We start from the raw sequence: 19,148 nt of genomic DNA on the forward strand, positions 1-19,148 counted from the left end.
ATAAAAAAATACTCAAACAGCGCCACTTGCACAGTTTGAGTATAAGGTTCATAATTCTGAAGCTTCTGCCAAAGCAGACAACTTTTGTTCCAATGAATCGAGCAGTCCTTTACCTTCAATGTCTGAAATGAGTCCAAGACGAACCGCAAAATCAATTTGGCGCGATAGTCCAAACATATGTGTATCAAGCACCTCTTCATAAAGCGGGCACTTCGGCATTTTTAGGTTTTCTAACTGCACTTCAATCAGACAACGGATTTTTTCAGCATCCGCCTCGAGTAACTGAAGCGCTTGCTCCCGTTGGATTGCAGCCAAATTTGTCGCCACTACGACCCCTCCTCCGTACGATGACAGACTGTTTGTCATAACTCAACTGTACATTATCTTTCATCATAATTCAATGTACAGTATGGATGATTGCGACATTCTTACTCTTTTCCATTTTAAGAGAAAGAGCGCTATAATGAAACGTGTAATGTGTATAAAGGGGGATGTAAGCATGATTTTTCCACTAGACGGAGCGGTTCGTCACAGTTTGACGATCGATCCGACCGTATGGATTTTTGACGACCGCAAACGAAAGATTGAAGAATTGGACTCTGTGACGGAGAATGACCGTGAGGCCTACTATGCGAAAATGGGGAAAGCATGGGACGATGGTCTATCACAAGGAACAAGAATCGACCACAATAAACCGATGTCTCGTCAAGACAAGGACGCAGCTTTACGCGATTCGTTCGCGATGCCGCTCTCGCCATTTTTGAACAATGCCGAACCTGTTGATTTGGCCACGCATGTCCGTTTTTACGGAGAAACGGTGTTGACGCTGTCGCTTAGCGAAGCATCGCGCGTGTACTTACAATTTTCAAAAGACGGGAAAGTACTCGCTGACGGACCGGTCTATGTATTATATGAAGATCAGATCATCCGCCAAGTGAACCACATCACTGTACTGAGCAATCAATGAGAAGGGACTTCCCTTCTCATTTTTTGGACTTTTTAGTTCATAAAGTGTAATATGTAGTGTATTGACTACAAATGAATAAGAAAGGTCGTGACGCTTACGATGCCTTTATGGAAACGAAATTTAATAGTTGTTTGGATCGGTAGCTTCTTGACCGCCGCTTCAATGAGTCTCGTCCTCCCCTTCCTGCCATTGTTTATTGAACAACTCGGGGTAAAGGACCCTGACCACGTCGTCACGTGGTCGGCGATTGCGTTCGGGGCGACGTTCCTCGTGGCCGCCATCGTCTCCCCGATGTGGGGACGTCTGGCTGACCAAAAAGGGAGAAAGTTGATGCTTATCCGAGCAAGCCTCGGAATGGCCATCGTGATGTTTCTCATTAGTTTTGTGCAAGACGTGTATCAACTGGTCGGGTTGCGTTTACTCATGGGTGCCGTTTCTGGATTTATCTCAGCCGGCATCACCTTGGTCGCTTCCCAAACCCCAAAAGAGAAAAGTGGCTGGGCGCTCGGTACTCTGTCGACCGGTGGAATCACCGGTGGTCTACTCGGTCCGCTCATCGGCGGACTACTCGCAGACTGGATTGGGCTTCGATCCGTTTTTCTCTTTACCGGAAGTGCACTCTTCCTAACATTCCTCATCACGCTTTGGTTCGTAAAAGAAGACTTTGTCCCAGTGAAACGTGAAGAACTCGCTTCAGTGAAGTCCATTTTCGCCTCACTGCGGCATCCACAATTGATTGTCGGGTTGTTTGTGACAACGTTCCTTATCCAGTTCTCAACACAATCCATCGGACCGCTCTTGACGTTATATGTACGTGAATTAAATCCGCATACGACCGCACTTGCCTTCATGGCAGGAATTGTCGCATCTGCCCCCGGACTCGCCGCGCTCTTTTCGGCGCAACGGCTCGGACGATTATCGGACCGATACGGGGCAGAACGGATCTTATTTTGGGCACTACTCCTCTACAGTTTATTCTTAATCCCGCAAGCATTCGTCACCTCGACGACCCAACTCATTCTGTTACGCTTCGGGATTGGATTTGCGACCGCTGCGTTGATGCCATCCGTTCAGTCGTTGCTGCGGCAGCATACTCCAACCGCTGCAACCGGAAGAATCTTTTCCTATAATCAGTCCGCTCAGTTCATGGGAAATCTACTCGGACCGCTATTTGGATCCCAAATCGTAGCACACTTTGGATTTTCCGCACTGTTCATCGTCACAGGATTGATTATGATTTCAAACGCCTTTTTAGAACGGACGAACGTCCAATCGCTACAACTCGATACAAAATAACGCCGAGCGCTTAGCTCGGCGTTATTTGTGTATCTCGCTTATAACAAATCGGCCGCCAATCTTGCGAGAGACGAACGCTCCCCTTTTACCAATTGAACGTGACCGAAGACATTCTGTCCTTTGAATCGTTCAACGGCGTATGTCAATCCGTTCGAATATTCATCTAAATACGGATGGTCGATTTGGTACGGGTCTCCGACGAGAACAATTTTCGAGTTCTCCCCGACACGGGTTAGAATCGTCTTAATTTCATGTTTCGTTAAGTTTTGAGCTTCGTCGATGATGATGAACTGGTCGGGCATGCTTCTTCCTCGAATATAAGTGAGCGCTTCTAGTTGAATCGATTTCATGCCGGCCAGAATATTTCCTAGCTCATCTTTTGAATTGGCACTGAAGAGAAATTCTAGATTATCATAGATCGGTTGCATCCACGGACGTAACTTTTCTTCCATCTCTCCTGGCAAGTAGCCGATATCGTTCCCCATGGGGACGACCGGTCGGGCAACGACGAGCTTATTGTATCGTTGCTCGTCCTCAACGAGTGAGAGTCCTGCCGCTAGGGCAAGGAGCGTCTTGCCGGTTCCAGCTTTCCCGAGTAACGTGACGAACGGAATGTCATCTCGCAACAATAAGTCGAGCGCCATCCGCTGCTGGACGTTTCGTGGATGAATCCCCCAGATGTGGTCAGCGTCGAGTGCTAACGGACGAACAATCGGTTGGAGCGTGTCGACCACTGCGAGCGCACTCGCTTTCGATACGTTACTTTTTAACACGACGAACGAATTCGGATATAACGTTTGTTTCGTCAATGCGGATGTCGGAAGTTGGCGTACTTTATAAAATTCATCGATAAGTGCCTGATCGACCTCGATTTCACGATAGCCGGCATATAAATTCGTCGTATCGACGATATGGTCGGTCAGATAGTCTTCGGCATCAATTCCGATTGCGTCCGCCTTCACACGGACCAATATATCTTTTGAGACGACGACGACTTTATGGTTCGTGTCATGCTCGTATTGTTTCATTAATTTTAAGGCAACGAGAAGAATGCGGTTATCGTTCGTCATCACGTCGAATGGAATATCGACTTCGTGTTCGTGTCCAATCTCGACAAAGAGACGTCCACCGTTTTCAAGTGGGACGCCGTCATGAAGTTTCCCCGATGTTCGGAGCTGGTCTAGAACACGCGACGTTTCACGGGCGTTTCGCCCGACCTCATCCATGTTTCGTTTTTTACCATCAAGTTCCTCTAAGACAATGGCCGGGATGACCACGTCATGTTCTTCAAATTGAAATAAGGATAGCGGATCATGTAGGAGTACGTTCGTATCGAGTACATACGTTTTTTTCATAGACTTTGCCGCCCCTCGACTATAGGATGGTAATCAAGAATGAAGACTTTCTTTCACTTCACGGTCTAACTTTTCCGCCGCACGAATATCATACGTTTTCGTAATTTCAGGCTGAGCATATGCTGCACCATAAAATGAGATATTCCTCACTTCTTCGACATGTCCTTCAAAAAAACGAAGATGAAGGCTCGGTTTTACCGCTGGTTCAAATTCTCGGATGGATGAAAGTAAAACATGATAGGACTGACCATCTTCGATAAAGATGAGACCTGCTGTCTTTTCGGTTGATAAAATCGTCACGATATGCGAATTCTTGGTTAAGGCGAACCGCATCGTGTCCTTGTTGAGTGCTTGCACCCAACTGATGGCGTGGCTGATTGGCCAACGCTTTGCCTCATCAAAACCGACGAGAAATGTTAATGGCATGTCATTCAACAATCGCTGTTGAGCGGATGTCAATTCAAACGTTGCCTTACTCGCCATTCAACTCCCCTCCTTTTAACCGGGTATGGTTGTACCATTCTCCCTTACCGATTCAATTCCCTGCTTTCAACGAATGAAATCATGCTATACTCATCCTATAGAGGAAGGTGAGAAGATGCGTGTAAAATGTTCTCTTTGCGATAAAGTCGAAACAATCGACTCATGGTCGTTTGAAGCAAAACGATTGCGCAACAAGCCGGCTAAAACGTATATGTGTCAAGACTGTCAGGAGCGAATCAGCGAACGTACGGCTGAACGCGCCGCATCTGGACAATTCAAGTTATATCCTACATTTCGACAAAAACGAAATTGGTAACGAAAACGGGCGCCTCCGAAGAGACGCCCGTATTTTTTATGACTCGACTGCATCCTGACGACGGTTCCACCAAAGACGACCGCGATAGATGGCCAACACGATGGCCATGACAGCAAGTACTTCTGGAATTGGCCACGTGAAAAAGACGAGCGCCATCGTACCTGCGCCAAGTGCAAGTAGAATATAGACGATCAGTGATTTCCACCATGCCAATTGTTTTGCAAAACCAAGCTTAAAGACGAGAATCGTCAGTAAGATGACCGTGACAACGAGTGCGTTGAATCCGACCGAAAAATCGTTCGGGTCGCTCCCGACACCTAGCATCGAGGCAATCCACGGAACATCAATTTGTGTGATATCGATTGTTTGAGAAGCTTTCAAGACAAAGAGTCCCCCTTTATTTCATACACATCCATTCTACACTATTCCATGCAAAAGGGAACGCCGAAGCGTTCCCTTTTTCACCTACTTATTCTTTACCAAGTTTACGACGCTTGTCAGCTTTCTCGCGTTCGTTCTTGTTCAAGATTTTCTTACGAAGACGGATTGACTCTGGCGTGATTTCACAGTACTCGTCATCGTTCAAGAACGTGAGCGACTCTTCAAGTGAGAAGACGCGCGGACGTTTCAAGACTTGTGTCGAGTCTTTTGCTGAAGCACGCATGTTTGTCAATTGCTTCCCTTTAACGGCATTAATCGCAAGGTCGACGTCACGGTTACATTCACCGATGATCATTCCTTCGTATACATCCGTACCTGGCTCGATGAAGATCGTTCCACGGTCTTCGAGTGCACCGATTGAGTAAGCCGTTGACTTCCCGTTTTCGATACAAACCATAACACCACTGCGTCGACCACCGATATCAGCTGCGATATACGGACGGTACTCTTCGAACGTGTGGTTCAAGATTCCGTATCCACGTGTCGCCGACAAGAATTCGTTACGGTAACCGATGAGACCGCGTGATGGAACGATGAATTCCATACGTGTCTGACCATTATCGTTCGTGTTCATGTTAGCAAGTTCACCTTTACGGAGACCAATCGACTCCATGACTGAACCTGTGTACTCTTCTGGTACGTCGATGATCACGCGCTCAAACGGCTCAACTTTCGTACCGTTTTCGTCTTCACGGATGATAACTTGTGGCTTCGACACTTGAAGCTCGTAGCCTTCACGACGCATGTTCTCGATCAAGATACCGAGGTGAAGCTCACCGCGTCCTGATACGACCCACTGGTCAGGAGAATCCGTGTTTTCTACACGAAGTGACACGTCTGTCTCAAGTTGTTTCATCAAACGCTCTTCGATCTTACGTGCAGTGACGAAGTCCCCTTCACGTCCTGCGAACGGCGAGTTGTTCGTCATGAAGCGCATTTGAAGTGTTGGCTCATCGATACGAAGGAGCGGAAGTGGCTCTTCTTTACCGACTGGCGTGACTGTCTCACCGACGTTGATGTCTTCCATACCAGCGATGGCAATCAAGTCACCTGCTTTTGCTTCTTCGATTTCGACGCGCTTGAGGCCGAAGTAACCGAACAATTTCGTGACACGGAGTTGCTTCACCGTACCATCTGTCTTACAGAGTGATACTTGCTCACCGACTTTGATTTTCCCACGGAAGACGCGACCTACACCGATACGACCGAGGTAGTTATCGTAGTCGAGCATCGTCACTTGGAATTGAAGTGGCTCATCTGAGTTATCCACTGGAGCTGGTGTGTTTTCAAGAATTGTATCGAGCACGTGTGTGATCGTGTCTTCTTGGTTTGCTGGATCAGGATCGAACGAACTTGAACCGCTGACAGCCGATGTATAGACGACAGGGAATTCAAGTTGATCTTCATCTGCGCCAAGATCGATCAAGAGATCGACGACTTCATCGACAACGTCGAGTGGACGAACCATCGGCTTATCGATTTTGTTAACAACGACGATCGGACGAAGTCCTTGGTCGAGTGCTTTTTTCAATACGAAGCGAGTCTGTGGCATACAGCCTTCACGCGCATCGACGACGAGGATAACGCCATCAACCATACGCATGATTCGCTCAACTTCCCCACCAAAGTCTGCGTGACCTGGCGTATCTACGATGTTAATGCGTGTGTCTTTATAATCGATTGCCGTGTTTTTCGCGAGAATTGTGATTCCGCGCTCACGTTCGATATCGTTCGAGTCCATCGCGCGTTCTGCGACTGCCTCGTTCGTCCGGAAAGTACCAGACTGTTTCAATAATTCATCGACTAACGTTGTTTTACCGTGGTCAACGTGAGCGATGATGGCTACGTTACGAAGGTTTGTTCTTACGTTCATGTAGTTATTCCTCTCTTATTTAAAAAGTTTCAGCTTTTCTTCAACTTTAAGAGTATAGCACACGTCACAGTACCTTTGTCGAGTGGAATCGACTGTGAACGTTTTCATTGGACGTTTTTTATCATACAATGGGGTAGAGAAGAGAAAAGAAGGAGGAGTCTCCATGCAGCTTATGTTTCTATTGATTGCCATGGCCGTCGTCGCTGGATTTGTTGGCATCGGCATCGGGGTGGCTGAAGGCAGCGCCGCTATCATTTTAGGAAGCCTCGTACTTAGTGGTGTCGCGACGTTCTTTGGTATTCAATTACGTCGTCGCATTCTTTCTGATCGTCAATCTTCATAAAGAAAGAGGGTTGCTCTGACAAAAGTCGAGCGAACCCTCTTTGCTTTTATTTGATGATTCAAATCGGACGCGTCAAACAGATGCGGTCACGTAGGACTAAACCATCTTCCTCAATCGGATCGTATCCATGTTGTTTAAAATAATCACGTTCCACAGAATCAAATCGGAATCCGGCTTGTTGATAAAAGCGCAATTGCATGATGCTAGAATTCCCAGTACAAACGAGGAGTTCTTGGCCGCCGAGTGTTGTCGCCCGTTTTACCGCGTCTTGTAGCATCCGCTGACCAATGGTTTGATTTTGTCTCTCCGGTTTTACTGCGATATTCACAAGCTCGACCCGTCCTGACCCGTGTGATACGAGCATATAGGCACCGACGATTTCTCCCCCGAGTAACGCTTTGAACGTTCGTCCTGTTTGAAACTGTTCTCTCACCATCGCTTCATTCGGATTCGCTAAAACGAGTAAATCACGAATTTCTTCGTACGATTCATGTTCCACGATTTGAAGATCCGGCTTCGCTTCTGGGGTCACCCCTTTTGCAATGACATAGTGTTTGATAACGTCATTGACGAATGTCTCGCTTCCTGCCAATACAGATGTTCTCCCATCGTATCGAATCGGTTCCCCATATAAGGAAACGACCCGTCCACCCACTTCTTCTACGAGCAATTTCCCTGCAGCATAATCCCACGGCATATTGCGCATCGTAATGTATCCGTCCACTCGTCCTGCGGCGAGCCAAGCAAGCTCAAGCGAGGCAGCGCCGTGCGCCCGTGTTCCAATCGAATCTCGAACAATCGGGGCAAGGATTTCCGGGGCAATTTGATGGTTCGGCGTGACCCACGTCGCATTCATACTCAAAAATGCATCTCGTACATGATGTTCATGTAGATTCGTCAATGTCCGTCCGTTCAATGTCGCACCATACCCTCTTCTTGCCATGAACATCTCATCCGCCATCACGTCATAGACGAATCCGTACTCTACGACCCCATCGACCATCACGGCCACCGAGATGGCAAACATACGCTTCTGATGAATAAAGTTTAACGTCCCATCAATTGGATCGACGAACCAGACCGTTCCTGATAACGTGTCTGGCGTATCCGTCGTTCCTTCTTCCCCCATGATTTGATGGTCCGGGAATCGGTTTTGGATCCGGCGGACAATCAGCTGTTCCACCGCTCGATCGATTTCAGTAACCAAGTCTCCTTTTCCGGTCTTTCGTTCCACTTCATAATGTTGATCAATCTCGCGACGAATCAGCTCTCCCGCCTGTTTGATTAAATCGACTGCAAACCATTCTATCATCTGTGATCACCTCAACTGTATTGTACCAAACAAAAACCAGTATCCGCTCGGAATACTGGTTGAATGTGTGTGTAATGGTCAGGCTTCGAGACGCAATAATTCTTGGCGATACTTCTCTAACCGATGCTTGCTAGCCTGAACTGTAGCATCATCCTGTGACGCCATCGCATCGAAAAGGGTTGCCAATTCATAATCAATCTCCAAGCGCAGCACCGGAATCCGTTTTTCTGCGTCTTTTCTTTTGAATGCCTCAATCACTTGTTTCATAAGATGCCACACTCCTTTTGTTGGGCTACAAGTTACGGTTTAGTGAGTTGAATTGAGTATATCAGATAAAATTCGAAAAAGAAAGAGAATTGTCTGACTATTTTGAATTTTTTATCTTAATGGATATATTCCCAATTTCAATGCCCTTAAACCTGAATAAGTGTTAGATAACTGTACCCGATTTAAAGAAGAAATAACAAAAAAGCATGCCTGAATTTGCTCGGGCATGCTCGGACTTACAATTTAATCATTTTGCTCGACGACTTCATCGCCGCTTGAACGGTACGATACGTAGAATATCCAGTCTGTTCGTCGTGAACCGCGTTCAGTTGTTTCTCCTCTGACTTAGATGTTACGATTTGCTTGAAGGCACGATACGCGTCTAGAAAAACCTCACGCTCGACTCCACCTTCATTCGCTTGTGCGACGACATTGTAGAACTCGACGACTTCGATCAATTCATCGGTCGTCCAATCCGGATTAATCGGATAGTTGATTTGCATAATGTTCACCTCGACACTCATTGTATCAACAAAAAAAACTATTGCAAGTTACGTCAGAAATCTCTATAGTTTTTTTGTTGCTTCTTTTTTTAAATCAACATATAACGTAACGATATTATTCATCTAATAAATAAACTGATTCCAAGGGGGATTTACGATTGAAATTAAAAGGTGCTACTCAGCTCGAAACGCCACTATTTGACACGTTACTTGAACATGTCGACTCAAATCCGATTGCGTTCCATATTCCTGGTCATAAGAGCGGGAAAGGGATGGATCCGGAGTTTCGTGACTTTATTGGCGAAAACGCCCTAAAAATTGATTTGATTAACATTGCCCCACTCGATGACCTTCATCATCCAAAAGCGGCAATCGCTGAAGCGGAACGCTTGGCGGCAGAGGCGTTCCGTGCTGATGAGACCTTTTTCTCCGTTCAAGGAACGTCGAGTGCCATCATGGCGATGATCATGGGCGTCGTCGGACCGAATGAGAAAATCATCGTTCCACGTAACGTGCACAAATCGGTAATGTCCGCGCTCGTCTTAACGGGTGCGCACCCGGTCTTCATCCACCCAGAATTCGATGAGACGTACGGCATCGCGCACGGAATTACAGCAAGTGCCGTAGAACGTGCACTCGAGCTTCACCCGGATACAAAAGCCGTACTCGTCATCAACCCGACTTATTTCGGTGTCGCGGGTGATTTGGAGCGCATCGTTGAGGTCGCTCATGCACAAGATGTACCTGTACTTGTCGATGAGGCACACGGTGTCCATCTTCCGTTTCACGATGAACTCCCACTCTCGGCAATGCAAGCAGGAGCGGACGTGGCGGCAACGAGCGTGCATAAACTTGGTGGCTCGATGACAGGAAGTTCCATTTTGAACGTACGCCGTGGTCTCGTGTCACCAGAGCGGATTCACGCGATGCTTTCGATGATCACGACAACTTCAACATCATACTTGCTCCTCGCTTCTCTTGATGCGGCGCGTCGACAACTTGCGACGAAAGGTCATATGATGAACGAACGTGCGCTTGACCTTGCTCGAGCAGCACGAACAGCAATCGGTCAAATGCCGAACTTGTCGGTTTACGGACATGCGGAGCTTCATTCGGAATCGACCTACGCACTCGATGAGACAAAAGTTCTCGTATCGGTTCGTGAGCTCGGTGTGACAGGATTTGAAGTCGAGAAATATCTTCGCGAGAAACACCGCATCGAAGTCGAGATGTCAGATCTATTGAACGTGCTCTTCATTGTCACGTCAGCAGACGATGAGTCGACGATTCAAGCATTGATTGAAGCGATGCGTGACGTCGTGTCTGTTTATCAGAAGTCTGGGAATGACTCATTATCGATCATGCTTCCAGAGATTCCACCATTGGCGCTAAGCCCGCGTGATGCGTTTTATGAAGAGACGGAGACAATTCCTCTTGAGAACGCCGTCGGACGCATTTCAGCGGAATTCATTATGGTGTACCCACCAGGGATTCCTATCATCATTCCAGGTGAATTGATCACAACGTCGACACTCGATTACATCATGGCCAACATCGAAGCCGGTCTCCCGGTTCAAGGTCTTGAAGATGAGTCTCTTCAGATGATCAAAGTCATCCAACAAACAAAAGCGATTCGCTAAACAAAAAATGAGCCGGTCATCGTGACCGGCTCATTTTTTATGTCATCTCAGAAAAGGTGGCTGTAGATGATCGAATTGCTTCCCCTATTGCCTATTATAAGAAAACGCTTACATTTTTTCAAGTGTCAATTTCTTCAGATGCTTCTATTTTTTCAACTAGGCAGAGTCGTAAAAATTCAGCGACATGTTCTGTGTCATTCAAGTTAATACCGAGCATCGGATACAATTGACGGGGCTCTTCTAAAGCATGCAAATCGAGAAGGGCCGATTGACCCGTTTGCATACAGACGACTAATACCTTGCCCATGAATTGGTGTGTATAGACAAAACCAAAGTCATAGCGGGCAGCTTCTGTCTCAATCCCCGTGAAACGTACACGACTCGTCTCGGATACGGTATATAATAATTCCTCATCGAATGCCATCAGGATTCCCTCCCTTCTCTCTTCACAAGTATTTTCCTTTATACTACAAGTATGAAACCTAAGGAGAGAGTCAACATGAAAATTGCGTATGCCACACCGTCAGACCAAGAAGCACTCGCGCAGTTGATGCATGAGCTATGGCCCGACGCACCGATTGAGGAATTACGGATGGAAGTCAAACTCGGTCTTGCTTCAAAGAACATGCATTATTTCATCGCATCTTCTGATACAAAAGCAATCGGATTTTGTCAGCTCAGCTTTCGACATGACTACGTGCCAGGTTCTAGCACGTCTCCGACAGCCTATGTGGAGGGAATCTATGTCGTTGAATCAGAGCGTCAGAGAGGTGTCGCTGCCCGTCTGATTGATGCTGCGTCAATGTTCGCGGCACGTCATGGTTGTATCGAACTGGCATCGGATACTGAACTTGAAAACGAGAGCAGCCAACAGTTCCATGAGAAAATCGGATTCAAAGAAGTCGAACGCGTCGTCACCTATATCAAAAAACTCTCTCACGAAACGTGAGAGAGTTTTTACTAGCGTGCTTATTTAACGACGTGGATTGGCATACCCATTGCGATTTCAGCAGCTTCCATTGCCATCTCACCGAGTGATGGGTGAGCGTGGATTGTAAGTGCGATATCTTCAGCAGTCATACCAGCTTCGATTGCGAGACCAAGCTCAGCAATCATATCTGATGCGCCAGTACCCGCGATTTGAGCACCGATCAAGAGACCGTCCTCTTTGCGAGTGATAAGCTTCATGAAGCCGTCTGGCTCGTCAAGTGCAAGTGCACGACCGTTCGCTGCGAATGGGAATTTCGAAACTGTGATTTCGAGTCCTTCTTCTTTTGCGAGTGGTTCAGTGTAACCAACCGTTGCGAGTTCAGGATCTGTGAAGACGACTGCAGGGATTGCAGAGTAGTCAAGGTAAGCTGGCTTACCTGCTGCTGCTTCTGCTGCGATTTTCGCTTCATAAGATGCTTTGTGTGCAAGTGGTGGTCCAGGAACGATATCACCGATTGCATAGATGTTTTCGTTCGAAGTCTTACACTGGTCATCGATTTCGATGATTCCACGGTCGCTGATTTTAACGTCCGCGTTCTCAAGACCGATGTCGCCTGTGTTTGGACGACGACCAACTGTGACGAGGACATAGTCCGCTTCAACAGATTGCTCTTCACCGTTTACTTCAAACTTAACAGTTACGCCGTCTTCCGTTTCTTCGACACCTTTAGCAAGTGCGTTTGTGTGGATTGTGACGTTCCCTTTTTGTTTAAGTTTTTTCTTAACGATTTGCGTCATTTGTGGTTCGAAACCAGACAAGATGTCGCTAGCGCCTTCTACAACAACTACTTCTGTATCGAAGTTAGCGTATGCAGTACCGAGCTCCATACCGATGTATCCACCGCCGATGACGACGAGTTTCTTCGGTACTTCAGGAAGTGCCAATGCGCCAGTTGAAGAAAGGACACGTTTTGACCATTTGAACGATGGGATCTCGATTGGTGTAGAACCAGTCGCAACAATCGCTTTTTTGAATTTGTAAGGAGTTGAGCTGTCTTCTGTGATGACACGAACTGTGTCTTCAGAAGCGAAGAAAGCTTCACCTTGAACGATTTCAATCTTGTTTCCTTTAAGGAGACCTTTGACACCGCCAGTCAATTTGTTAACAACTGACTGTTTCCAGTCTTGAACTTTTGTGAAGTCCACTGACACGTTGTCAGACGAGATTCCCATTGAATCATGTCCTTTAGCGTGTTGGAAGTTGTGTCCAGCTGTGATCAACGCTTTCGATGGGATACATCCGACGTTTAAGCAGACACCACCGAAGTTGCCTTTCTCAACGATTGTTACTTTCATTCCGAGCTGTGCGCCACGGATTGCGGCAACGTATCCACCAGGACCGGCACCGATGACAAGCAAATCAGTTTCTTGTGCGAATTCTCCTACTACCATGTTCTTATCCCTCCATCATTAGAAGTGCTGGGTCTTCGAGCAAGCGTTTCACCATGTTAAGAGCGTTCTGTGCAGTCGCACCGTCGATGAGGCGGTGGTCAAAGCTGAATGAAAGTGCAAGTACTGGCGCAGCAACGATTTCACCGTTCTTCACGACAGCTTTCTCAGCGATACGGCCGATACCGAGAATTGCAACTTCTGGGTGGTTGATGACAGGTGTGAACCATTGTCCACCAGCAGAACCGATATTTGTGATTGTGATCGATCCGCCTTTCATGTCTTCCCCAGCGAGCTTACCTTCACGAGCTTTACCTGCAAGTTCGTTAATGTTTGTAGCAAGTGCATAGATTGATTTACGGTCTGCATCTTTTACGACTGGTACAACGAGTCCGTTGTCCGTGTCAGCTGCGATACCGATGTTGTAATAGTTTTTGTAAACGATTTCTTCGTTCACATCATCGATTGAAGCGTTGATTGTTGGGAATGCTTTCGCTGCAGCAGTCAATGCTTTCACGACGAATGGCAAGTACGTGAGTTTCACGCCTTGGTCAGCCGCGACTTGTTTGAAGTCTTTGCGGAGTGCGACGAGTTTTGTAACGTCGACTTCGTCCATGAGTGTAACGTGTGGTGCAGTGTGTTTCGAGTTAACCATTGCTTTCGAGATGGCTTTACGGATTCCACGGATTTTCTCACGTGTTTCAAGTTCTGGAGTCGCTGACTCGTAAGGCTTGATTTCCGTTTTCGCAGCTGCTGCTGGTGCTACAGATTCTGTTTTCTCTGTTGTAGCTTCTGCAGACGGTGCTTCACCGTTCGCGAATGCATCGATGTCTTCTTTCAAGACACGACCGTTGTCGCCAGAACCGTTTACTTCACGGATGTCGACACCTTTTTCACGTGCATATTTACGGACAGATGGCATTGCGATGACACGCTCAGATTTGTGAAGTTGAACGTCGCGTGGCGCGTCTTCTTTCACATCTTCTTTTACGTCTTCTGTCTTCTCTTCTGCTTTCGGTTGTTCAGGTGTCTCTTCTTCTTCACCTGCTGGTGCGTCGCCTTCGATGTCAAACGAAATGAGGACGTCGCCGACTACGGCAACTGTACCTTCAGAAACCTTAACTTCTTTGACTGTACCGTCGACTGGAGCTGGGATTTCAACGACTGCTTTGTCGTTTTGTACTTCTAAAAGAACATCGTCCTCTTTGACCGTATCCCCTGCTTTTACGAACCACTTGACGATTTCACCTTCGTGAATACCTTCACCGATATCTGGTAATTTAAATTCAAATACTGCCACTGGTTTTTCCTCCCATCAATTCATCATGTAAACACGACAAGGGAGATAATTCTCCCTTATCATTTATTCGACACGATCTTAGAAGTTCACAACTTCCTTAACTTTTGCAACGACATCTTTATGGTCTGGTAACCACATGTCTTCACCTTGTGCAAATGCGAAGACTGTGTCTGGTGCAGTTACTCGAAGAACTGGTGCTTCGAGGTGAAGAATTGCGCGTTCTTGAATTTCAGTTACAACGTTCGCAGCGATACCTGCTTGACGTTGTGCCTCTTGAACGACGATCGCACGACCTGTTTTCTTAACAGATTCTACGATTGTGTCGATATCAAGCGGGCTCACTGTCATGAGGTCGATGACTTCAACGTTGATGTTTTCTTTTTCGAGTTCTTCCGCTGCTTTAAGTGAAGTATGCACCATCGCACCGTAAGTGATGATTGAAACGTCTGTACCTTCACGTTTCACATCTGCTTTACCGAGTTCGATTGTGTAATCACCTTCAGGTACTTCGCCACGGAATGAACGATACAATTTCATGTGCTCGAGGAACACAACTGGATCGTTGTCACGGATTGACGCGATCAACAAACCTTTTGCATCATAAGGAGTCGATGGAATAACGACTTTAAGACCAGGTGTCTGAGCCATCAAACCTTCAAGGCTATCCGCGTGAAGCTCAGGTGTCTTAACTCCACCACCGAATGGTGAACGGATTGTGATTGGTTGGCTGTAAGCGCCGCCTGAACGGTAACGCATACGTGCCATTTGAGCTGCGATTGAGTCGAATACTTCGAATACGAATCCGAAGAACTGGACTTCCATGATTGGACGGAATCCAGTAAGACCTAGACCGATTGCAAGACCACCAATCCCTGATTCAGCGAGTGGCGTGTCGAAGACACGGTCTTCGCCGAGCTCGTCTTGGAGACCTTCCGTCGCACGGAATACCCCACCGTTTTTACCAACGTCTTCTCCGAAGAGAAGTACTTTCTCGTCGCGTTTCATTTCAACGCGCATCGCATCAGTAATCGCTTGGATCATTGTCATTTGAGCCATAACTTACTTCGACTCCTTTGCAGTATATTCTTCAAGCTGTTCTTTCAAGTTTGAAGGAAGTTCTTCGAACATGTTGTTGATGAAGTCCGAAACTTTTTGTTTTGGTTCTTTGTCAGCTTGGCTGATTGCTTCTTTCACATCAGCTTTCGCTTGCTCGATCACTTCGTTCTCCATGTCTTCGTTCCAGAGTTTTTTGTTCTCGAGGAAGAGACGGAAACGTACGAGTGGATCTTTTTCTTGATACTCTGTGTCGAGTTCTTTTGTACGGTAACGTGTTGGGTCATCCCCAGCGAGCGTGTGTGGTCCGTAACGGTAAGTGAGTGACTCGATGAGTGTCGGTGTTCCTTCGAGTGCGTCTACGCGAGCTTGTTGTGTCGCTGCAAGCACTGCAAGAACGTCCATTCCGTCTACTTGGATTCCGTTGATTCCAGCTGCAACAGCTTTTTGCGCGATCGTTTTAGCTGCTGTTTGCTTCTCAACTGGTGTCGAAATAGCGAAGCGGTTGTTTTGAACGACGAAGATTGCTGGTGATTTGAATGCACCTGCAAAGTTCAATCCTTCGTAGAAGTCACCTTGTGATGAGCCACCGTCACCTGTGTAAGTAATAGCGACATTTTTGTTGCCGTTGCGTTTGAGGCCCATTGCCACACCCGCAGTTTGAATGATTTGTGCACCGATGATGATTTGCGGCATCAATACGTTGACACCTTCAGGGATGCGGTTTCCTGCCACGTGTCCACGTGAGAACAAGAACGCTTGATAAAGCGGAAGTCCGTGGAATACGAGTTGTGGAATGTCACGGTATCCCGGAAGGATCCAGTCCTCTTTGTCGAGCGCGTATTGCGTCCCGATCATCGTCGCTTCTTGACCTGCCACTGGCGCGTAGAATCCTAGGCGTCCTTGACGGTTAAGTGAGATGGCGCGTTGGTCCCAGATTCGAGTGTAGACCATGCGGCGCATGAGTTCCTGAAGTTGCTCGTCCGTTAGGTCAGGCATTGCGTCTTGGTTGACGACCTCACCCTTCTCGTCGAGAATACGGAACGTTTGGAAGTTTTCTTCCACGTTTTGAAGTACCTGAACGTTGTTCATTCGTTTCACCTCATCCTTTCAACTATGAGACAATTGTCTTTTTTGTGATCAAACACTATCTCAAATCTTACGTGTATCTGTCCAAAAAAGCAATCTGTATTAACGTAATTCAGGAAAGTTATGCTCTCCTGCCGTTTCCTAGTTAGTATAAAACGGGTTGTTATAATAACGCAAAAAATATGCTTACTGAAATAAAACGCTTACATTCAAGGGATATGACATTCATTTTGTCTCTGTATCATTTTCGTTTCACCTTCTGTACCATCCACATTCTTCTCTCTTTAAATATGATATAATCAATCATATATGTTTTACAGAAAGGAAGTTGCACATGTTAACGATGAAAGACGTCATTCGCGAAGGAGACGAACGACTCCGCACACGTTCAATTGAAGTACCGATTCCGCCAACCGAAGAGGACTTGGCGTTACTCGACGAGATGGAGACGTTCCTCGTCAACAGTCAAGACCCAGAGATGAGTGAAAAATACGAGTTACGAGGTGGTGTCGGAATCGCCGCGCCACAACTCGGGGTAAACCGTCGTTTCTTCACAGTCTTGCTACAAGAAGAGGAAGAGACGTTCAAACTCTCCATCTTCAATCCTAAAATCACGAGCCACTCCGTCGAACAGACATTTTTAAACGGTGGGGAAGGCTGTTTGTCGGTCGACCGCGTAATCAAAGGAAATGTACCTCGTTTTCGTCGTATCACATTAGAAGGGTTTGACCGAGACGGACAGCCAATCAAGCTTCGTCTTCGGGGAATGCGCGCGATCGTGTGTCAGCACGAACTCGACCATTTGGACGGCATCTTGTTCTATGACCGAATCAATACGTCGAATCCGCTAGACACATACGGCGAACCGATTTAACATGTTTAGCTCGAGAAAAAGGGCACTGTTGTTACTATTCCCATTTTTATTTCTTTTAATCGGCGGATGTGTGCGCATTAATTACGATGCGACCGTGCATTACGATCAATCCGTTTCACTCGAAACCACATATGCTTTCCGCGACCACCCGGTGATGAAGTTGCTCAATCTCAGGCTCGACTGGGATACGTGGAAGGAGCAGGCGGAGGAAAACGGGTACGAGACAGAAGATTATTCAAGTGCCGATGACTATGAAGGAATGGTCTTAAAGAAAACGTTCCGCAACGTGGATGAGTTGCAACAGATTAAAGAAGAGTGGAAAACGGGGCCAGCTGGAATTCTCGTCCCTCCTGACATTCAATTCGATATCGAGCAACGAGAAGGCATTTGGTTTGATTCTTACACGATGCAGACGAACCTCGACCTCCGACTTGACCAGGTTGACTTACCGGGTGTCGAACTATCGGGCTCTCCAAAAAAATTAGCCGAGCGCTATATCCGTCAAGCCGACATTCGTTTTAACTTGACTGTTCCGACCGGTGTGTTCGTGGAGGACGGGACCGGACTTGACCTTCGATCGATGAAGCATGTCGAATGGCAAGTGTACGGAGGACGCCAAAATAACTTAAAACTCGTCGCCCATGTGCCAAACGTTAAAGCATGGGTGATCACCATCATCGTATTTGTGGGAGCCCTCATCTTAAGTTATTTCATTTGGCGCAAGTATCGACGAAACGTCGGCAACCCTAAAGAAACGTCGATTCGCTCACGTCTGTTGGGGTTATTGATTGTCTCCCTCTCGCTCGTATTGATTGTCGGGACATTCCGACAAGAATTGGCGAATGAGCGACAATCCGAGGCGATTCGCCAAGCGTCGCAGACGAACGAATTTATCCCTACGTTCGCGGTGCATGGTCTACTTGGGACCGACCGAACGTTCCTCCGCTTCTCGCAAGCGATGGAACAGAGCGGTCAGGCGACCGACGGCGCCCTTTGTACAGTTACCGTCAAAGGAAAAACCGACTGCGAAATTTATGACTATAGTTCGAATCGTCCAATCGTTCGAATCGAGTTCGAGGATGCAGAAGCTTCTTTGAACAATCAAACGAAATGGTTAAATGCTGCTATTGAAACGTATAAGAAAACGAGAAATCGCTCATTCGAACGCATGTATATCCTCGGTCATAGTATGGGTGGCGTTGCGGCTGCCAACTACATTTTGAATCAGGACACATACATCATCGATAAGTTCGTCACGTTCGATAGTCCATTCGGGGGCACCCGACTTGCAAACTTCGGCCTATCGGCTAGTAACTTTGGAATCAACACAGGTAGCCCTGCCATCCGTGACTTATCACCGAATTCGGATGGGTTACAGGCCTTCCAGTCAAAACTTGAGACGTGGCCACGATCTGTCCAAGTCCTCTCCTTCTCTGGACGAGGCGGCGAGTTCAATTTGATCGAGCCGGAAAGTTCTCTGTTACTCGAAGAGTACACGAATAACATTCAAACAGAGACCGTACCGTACGACCATTTCTCACTTCACCGTAAAAGTGACGTCTTGAAAGAGACTGGAAAATTCTTATACGAATATACAAATGAGTTTAATCCAATCGAGACGAACTAACGTCAAAACAGCTATCCCCAATCTGAGGAT

21 protein-coding genes are annotated in these 19,148 nt (G+C 46.9%); 8 read left to right on the forward strand and 13 right to left on the reverse strand.

Annotated elements, in window-relative coordinates; translation table 11 throughout:
• Positions 1-48 precede the first annotated feature (48 nt).
• The gene (locus ACQKD4_RS08540; protein ID WP_015881276.1) at positions 49-327 is read right to left on the reverse strand and encodes a YlaN family protein; all 279 of its coding nucleotides are present in this window, start codon (positions 325-327) and stop codon (positions 49-51) included.
• 172 nt (positions 328-499) lie between these two features.
• On the opposite strand from ACQKD4_RS08540, the gene ACQKD4_RS08545 reads away from it, so the two are divergent.
• Together ACQKD4_RS08545 and ACQKD4_RS08550 are read left to right on the forward strand one after the other, a co-directional pair.
• The gene (locus tag ACQKD4_RS08545) at positions 500-967 is read left to right on the forward strand and encodes a hypothetical protein (protein WP_214695596.1); all 468 of its coding nucleotides are present in this window, start codon (positions 500-502) and stop codon (positions 965-967) included.
• 99 nt (positions 968-1,066) lie between these two features.
• Positions 1,067-2,263 carry a multidrug efflux MFS transporter gene (locus ACQKD4_RS08550; RefSeq protein ID WP_214760428.1) on the forward strand — a complete coding sequence of 399 codons (1,197 nt, stop codon included), beginning with the start codon at positions 1,067-1,069 and terminating at the stop codon, positions 2,261-2,263.
• A 38-nt stretch (positions 2,264-2,301) separates the two neighbouring features.
• Here ACQKD4_RS08550 and ACQKD4_RS08555 read toward each other — a convergent pair whose 3' ends face one another.
• Together ACQKD4_RS08555 and ACQKD4_RS08560 are read right to left on the reverse strand one after the other, a co-directional pair.
• Positions 2,302-3,618 (reverse strand): PhoH family protein, encoded by a 1,317-nt coding sequence (locus tag ACQKD4_RS08555; RefSeq protein WP_214750046.1) that lies wholly within the window; start codon positions 3,616-3,618, stop codon positions 2,302-2,304.
• 33 nt (positions 3,619-3,651) lie between these two features.
• Positions 3,652-4,101: a hypothetical protein gene (locus ACQKD4_RS08560; RefSeq protein ID WP_427373038.1), complete on the reverse strand. Its 450-nt coding sequence runs from the start codon at positions 4,099-4,101 to the stop codon at positions 3,652-3,654.
• 115 nt (positions 4,102-4,216) lie between these two features.
• Between ACQKD4_RS08560 and ACQKD4_RS08565 the strand changes: the two genes are divergently transcribed.
• Complete coding sequence (locus ACQKD4_RS08565; protein ID WP_074034957.1) at positions 4,217-4,417, forward strand: YlaI family protein; 201 nt, start codon at positions 4,217-4,219, stop codon at positions 4,415-4,417.
• Between the two features lie 36 nt (positions 4,418-4,453).
• On the opposite strand, the gene ACQKD4_RS08570 is transcribed toward ACQKD4_RS08565, so the two are convergent.
• On the reverse strand, positions 4,454-4,798 hold the full coding sequence (locus ACQKD4_RS08570) for a YlaH-like family protein (RefSeq protein WP_074034961.1): 345 nt from the start codon (positions 4,796-4,798) through the stop codon (positions 4,454-4,456).
• A gap of 88 nt (positions 4,799-4,886) precedes the next feature.
• Entirely contained in the window at positions 4,887-6,731 is a 1,845-nt protein-coding gene (gene typA, locus ACQKD4_RS08575) for a translational GTPase TypA (RefSeq protein ID WP_074034963.1), read from the reverse strand.
• A gap of 163 nt (positions 6,732-6,894) precedes the next feature.
• Between typA and ACQKD4_RS08580 the strand changes: the two genes are divergently transcribed.
• A complete protein-coding gene (locus ACQKD4_RS08580) occupies positions 6,895-7,074 on the forward strand; it encodes a DUF5325 family protein (protein ID WP_074034965.1) in 180 nt (59 codons plus the stop codon).
• Positions 7,075-7,132: 58 nt separating this feature from the next.
• Here the strand turns inward: ACQKD4_RS08580 and ACQKD4_RS08585 are convergent, their stop codons facing one another.
• From ACQKD4_RS08585 to ACQKD4_RS08595, 3 genes are all read right to left on the reverse strand, one after another.
• Positions 7,133-8,386 (reverse strand): inositol monophosphatase family protein, encoded by a 1,254-nt coding sequence (locus ACQKD4_RS08585; protein ID WP_427373039.1) that lies wholly within the window; start codon positions 8,384-8,386, stop codon positions 7,133-7,135.
• Between the two features lie 78 nt (positions 8,387-8,464).
• Positions 8,465-8,653, reverse strand: a complete 189-nt coding sequence (locus ACQKD4_RS08590) for a hypothetical protein (protein ID WP_015881266.1) — start codon at positions 8,651-8,653, stop codon at positions 8,465-8,467.
• A 236-nt stretch (positions 8,654-8,889) separates the two neighbouring features.
• Positions 8,890-9,156, reverse strand: a complete 267-nt coding sequence (locus ACQKD4_RS08595; RefSeq protein WP_214748331.1) for a UPF0223 family protein — start codon at positions 9,154-9,156, stop codon at positions 8,890-8,892.
• Between the two features lie 158 nt (positions 9,157-9,314).
• Here ACQKD4_RS08595 and ACQKD4_RS08600 point away from each other — a divergent pair, with 158 nt between their 5' ends.
• Positions 9,315-10,796: an aminotransferase class I/II-fold pyridoxal phosphate-dependent enzyme gene (locus ACQKD4_RS08600; protein ID WP_274665370.1), complete on the forward strand. Its 1,482-nt coding sequence runs from the start codon at positions 9,315-9,317 to the stop codon at positions 10,794-10,796.
• Between the two features lie 118 nt (positions 10,797-10,914).
• Here the strand turns inward: ACQKD4_RS08600 and ACQKD4_RS08605 are convergent, their stop codons facing one another.
• Positions 10,915-11,220, reverse strand: a complete 306-nt coding sequence (locus ACQKD4_RS08605) for a DUF3055 domain-containing protein (RefSeq protein WP_427373040.1) — start codon at positions 11,218-11,220, stop codon at positions 10,915-10,917.
• A gap of 75 nt (positions 11,221-11,295) precedes the next feature.
• Between ACQKD4_RS08605 and aac(6') the strand changes: the two genes are divergently transcribed.
• Positions 11,296-11,745: an aminoglycoside 6'-N-acetyltransferase gene (gene aac(6'), locus ACQKD4_RS08610; RefSeq protein WP_427373041.1), complete on the forward strand. Its 450-nt coding sequence runs from the start codon at positions 11,296-11,298 to the stop codon at positions 11,743-11,745.
• A gap of 20 nt (positions 11,746-11,765) precedes the next feature.
• Here aac(6') and lpdA read toward each other — a convergent pair whose 3' ends face one another.
• From lpdA to pdhA, 4 genes are all read right to left on the reverse strand, one after another.
• Complete coding sequence (gene lpdA / locus ACQKD4_RS08615) at positions 11,766-13,178, reverse strand: dihydrolipoyl dehydrogenase (protein WP_074034989.1); 1,413 nt, start codon at positions 13,176-13,178, stop codon at positions 11,766-11,768.
• Between the two features lie 4 nt (positions 13,179-13,182).
• Positions 13,183-14,475, reverse strand: a complete 1,293-nt coding sequence (locus tag ACQKD4_RS08620) for a dihydrolipoamide acetyltransferase family protein (protein ID WP_427373042.1) — start codon at positions 14,473-14,475, stop codon at positions 13,183-13,185.
• A gap of 78 nt (positions 14,476-14,553) precedes the next feature.
• The gene (locus ACQKD4_RS08625; RefSeq protein WP_074034993.1) at positions 14,554-15,531 is read right to left on the reverse strand and encodes an alpha-ketoacid dehydrogenase subunit beta; all 978 of its coding nucleotides are present in this window, start codon (positions 15,529-15,531) and stop codon (positions 14,554-14,556) included.
• A gap of 3 nt (positions 15,532-15,534) precedes the next feature.
• A complete protein-coding gene (pdhA, locus tag ACQKD4_RS08630) occupies positions 15,535-16,620 on the reverse strand; it encodes a pyruvate dehydrogenase (acetyl-transferring) E1 component subunit alpha (protein ID WP_015881258.1) in 1,086 nt (361 codons plus the stop codon).
• Positions 16,621-16,951: 331 nt separating this feature from the next.
• Between pdhA and def the strand changes: the two genes are divergently transcribed.
• Positions 16,952-17,491: a peptide deformylase gene (gene def, locus ACQKD4_RS08635; protein WP_427373043.1), complete on the forward strand. Its 540-nt coding sequence runs from the start codon at positions 16,952-16,954 to the stop codon at positions 17,489-17,491.
• A 1-nt stretch (position 17,492) separates the two neighbouring features.
• A complete protein-coding gene (locus ACQKD4_RS08640; RefSeq protein ID WP_427373044.1) occupies positions 17,493-19,118 on the forward strand; it encodes an alpha/beta hydrolase in 1,626 nt (541 codons plus the stop codon).
• The last annotated feature ends 30 nt before the right edge of the window (positions 19,119-19,148 follow it).

The sequence above is a fragment of the Exiguobacterium sp. NPDC077395 genome (genome assembly GCF_050269125.1).
GTDB classification, from domain to species: Bacteria; Bacillota; Bacilli; order Exiguobacteriales; family Exiguobacteriaceae; genus Exiguobacterium; species Exiguobacterium aestuarii_A.

Coding starts and splice junctions, on each gene's coding strand:
- ACQKD4_RS08545 (WP_214695596.1), top strand. CDS start 500: ATGATTTTTCCACTAGACGGAGCGGTTCGTCACAGTTTGACGATCGAT.
- ACQKD4_RS08550 (WP_214760428.1), top strand. CDS start 1,067: ATGCCTTTATGGAAACGAAATTTAATAGTTGTTTGGATCGGTAGCTTC.
- ACQKD4_RS08555 (WP_214750046.1), bottom strand. CDS start 3,618: ATGAAAAAAACGTATGTACTCGATACGAACGTACTCCTACATGATCCG.
- ACQKD4_RS08560 (WP_427373038.1), bottom strand. CDS start 4,101: ATGGCGAGTAAGGCAACGTTTGAATTGACATCCGCTCAACAGCGATTG.
- ACQKD4_RS08565 (WP_074034957.1), top strand. CDS start 4,217: ATGCGTGTAAAATGTTCTCTTTGCGATAAAGTCGAAACAATCGACTCA.
- typA (WP_074034963.1), bottom strand. CDS start 6,731: ATGAACGTAAGAACAAACCTTCGTAACGTAGCCATCATCGCTCACGTT.
- ACQKD4_RS08580 (WP_074034965.1), top strand. CDS start 6,895: ATGCAGCTTATGTTTCTATTGATTGCCATGGCCGTCGTCGCTGGATTT.
- ACQKD4_RS08585 (WP_427373039.1), bottom strand. CDS start 8,386: ATGATAGAATGGTTTGCAGTCGATTTAATCAAACAGGCGGGAGAGCTG.
- ACQKD4_RS08590 (WP_015881266.1), bottom strand. CDS start 8,653: ATGAAACAAGTGATTGAGGCATTCAAAAGAAAAGACGCAGAAAAACGG.
- ACQKD4_RS08595 (WP_214748331.1), bottom strand. CDS start 9,156: ATGCAAATCAACTATCCGATTAATCCGGATTGGACGACCGATGAATTG.
- ACQKD4_RS08605 (WP_427373040.1), bottom strand. CDS start 11,220: ATGGCATTCGATGAGGAATTATTATATACCGTATCCGAGACGAGTCGT.
- lpdA (WP_074034989.1), bottom strand. CDS start 13,178: ATGGTAGTAGGAGAATTCGCACAAGAAACTGATTTGCTTGTCATCGGT.
- ACQKD4_RS08625 (WP_074034993.1), bottom strand. CDS start 15,531: ATGGCTCAAATGACAATGATCCAAGCGATTACTGATGCGATGCGCGTT.
- pdhA (WP_015881258.1), bottom strand. CDS start 16,620: ATGAACAACGTTCAGGTACTTCAAAACGTGGAAGAAAACTTCCAAACG.
- def (WP_427373043.1), top strand. CDS start 16,952: ATGTTAACGATGAAAGACGTCATTCGCGAAGGAGACGAACGACTCCGC.
- ACQKD4_RS08640 (WP_427373044.1), top strand. CDS start 17,493: ATGTTTAGCTCGAGAAAAAGGGCACTGTTGTTACTATTCCCATTTTTA.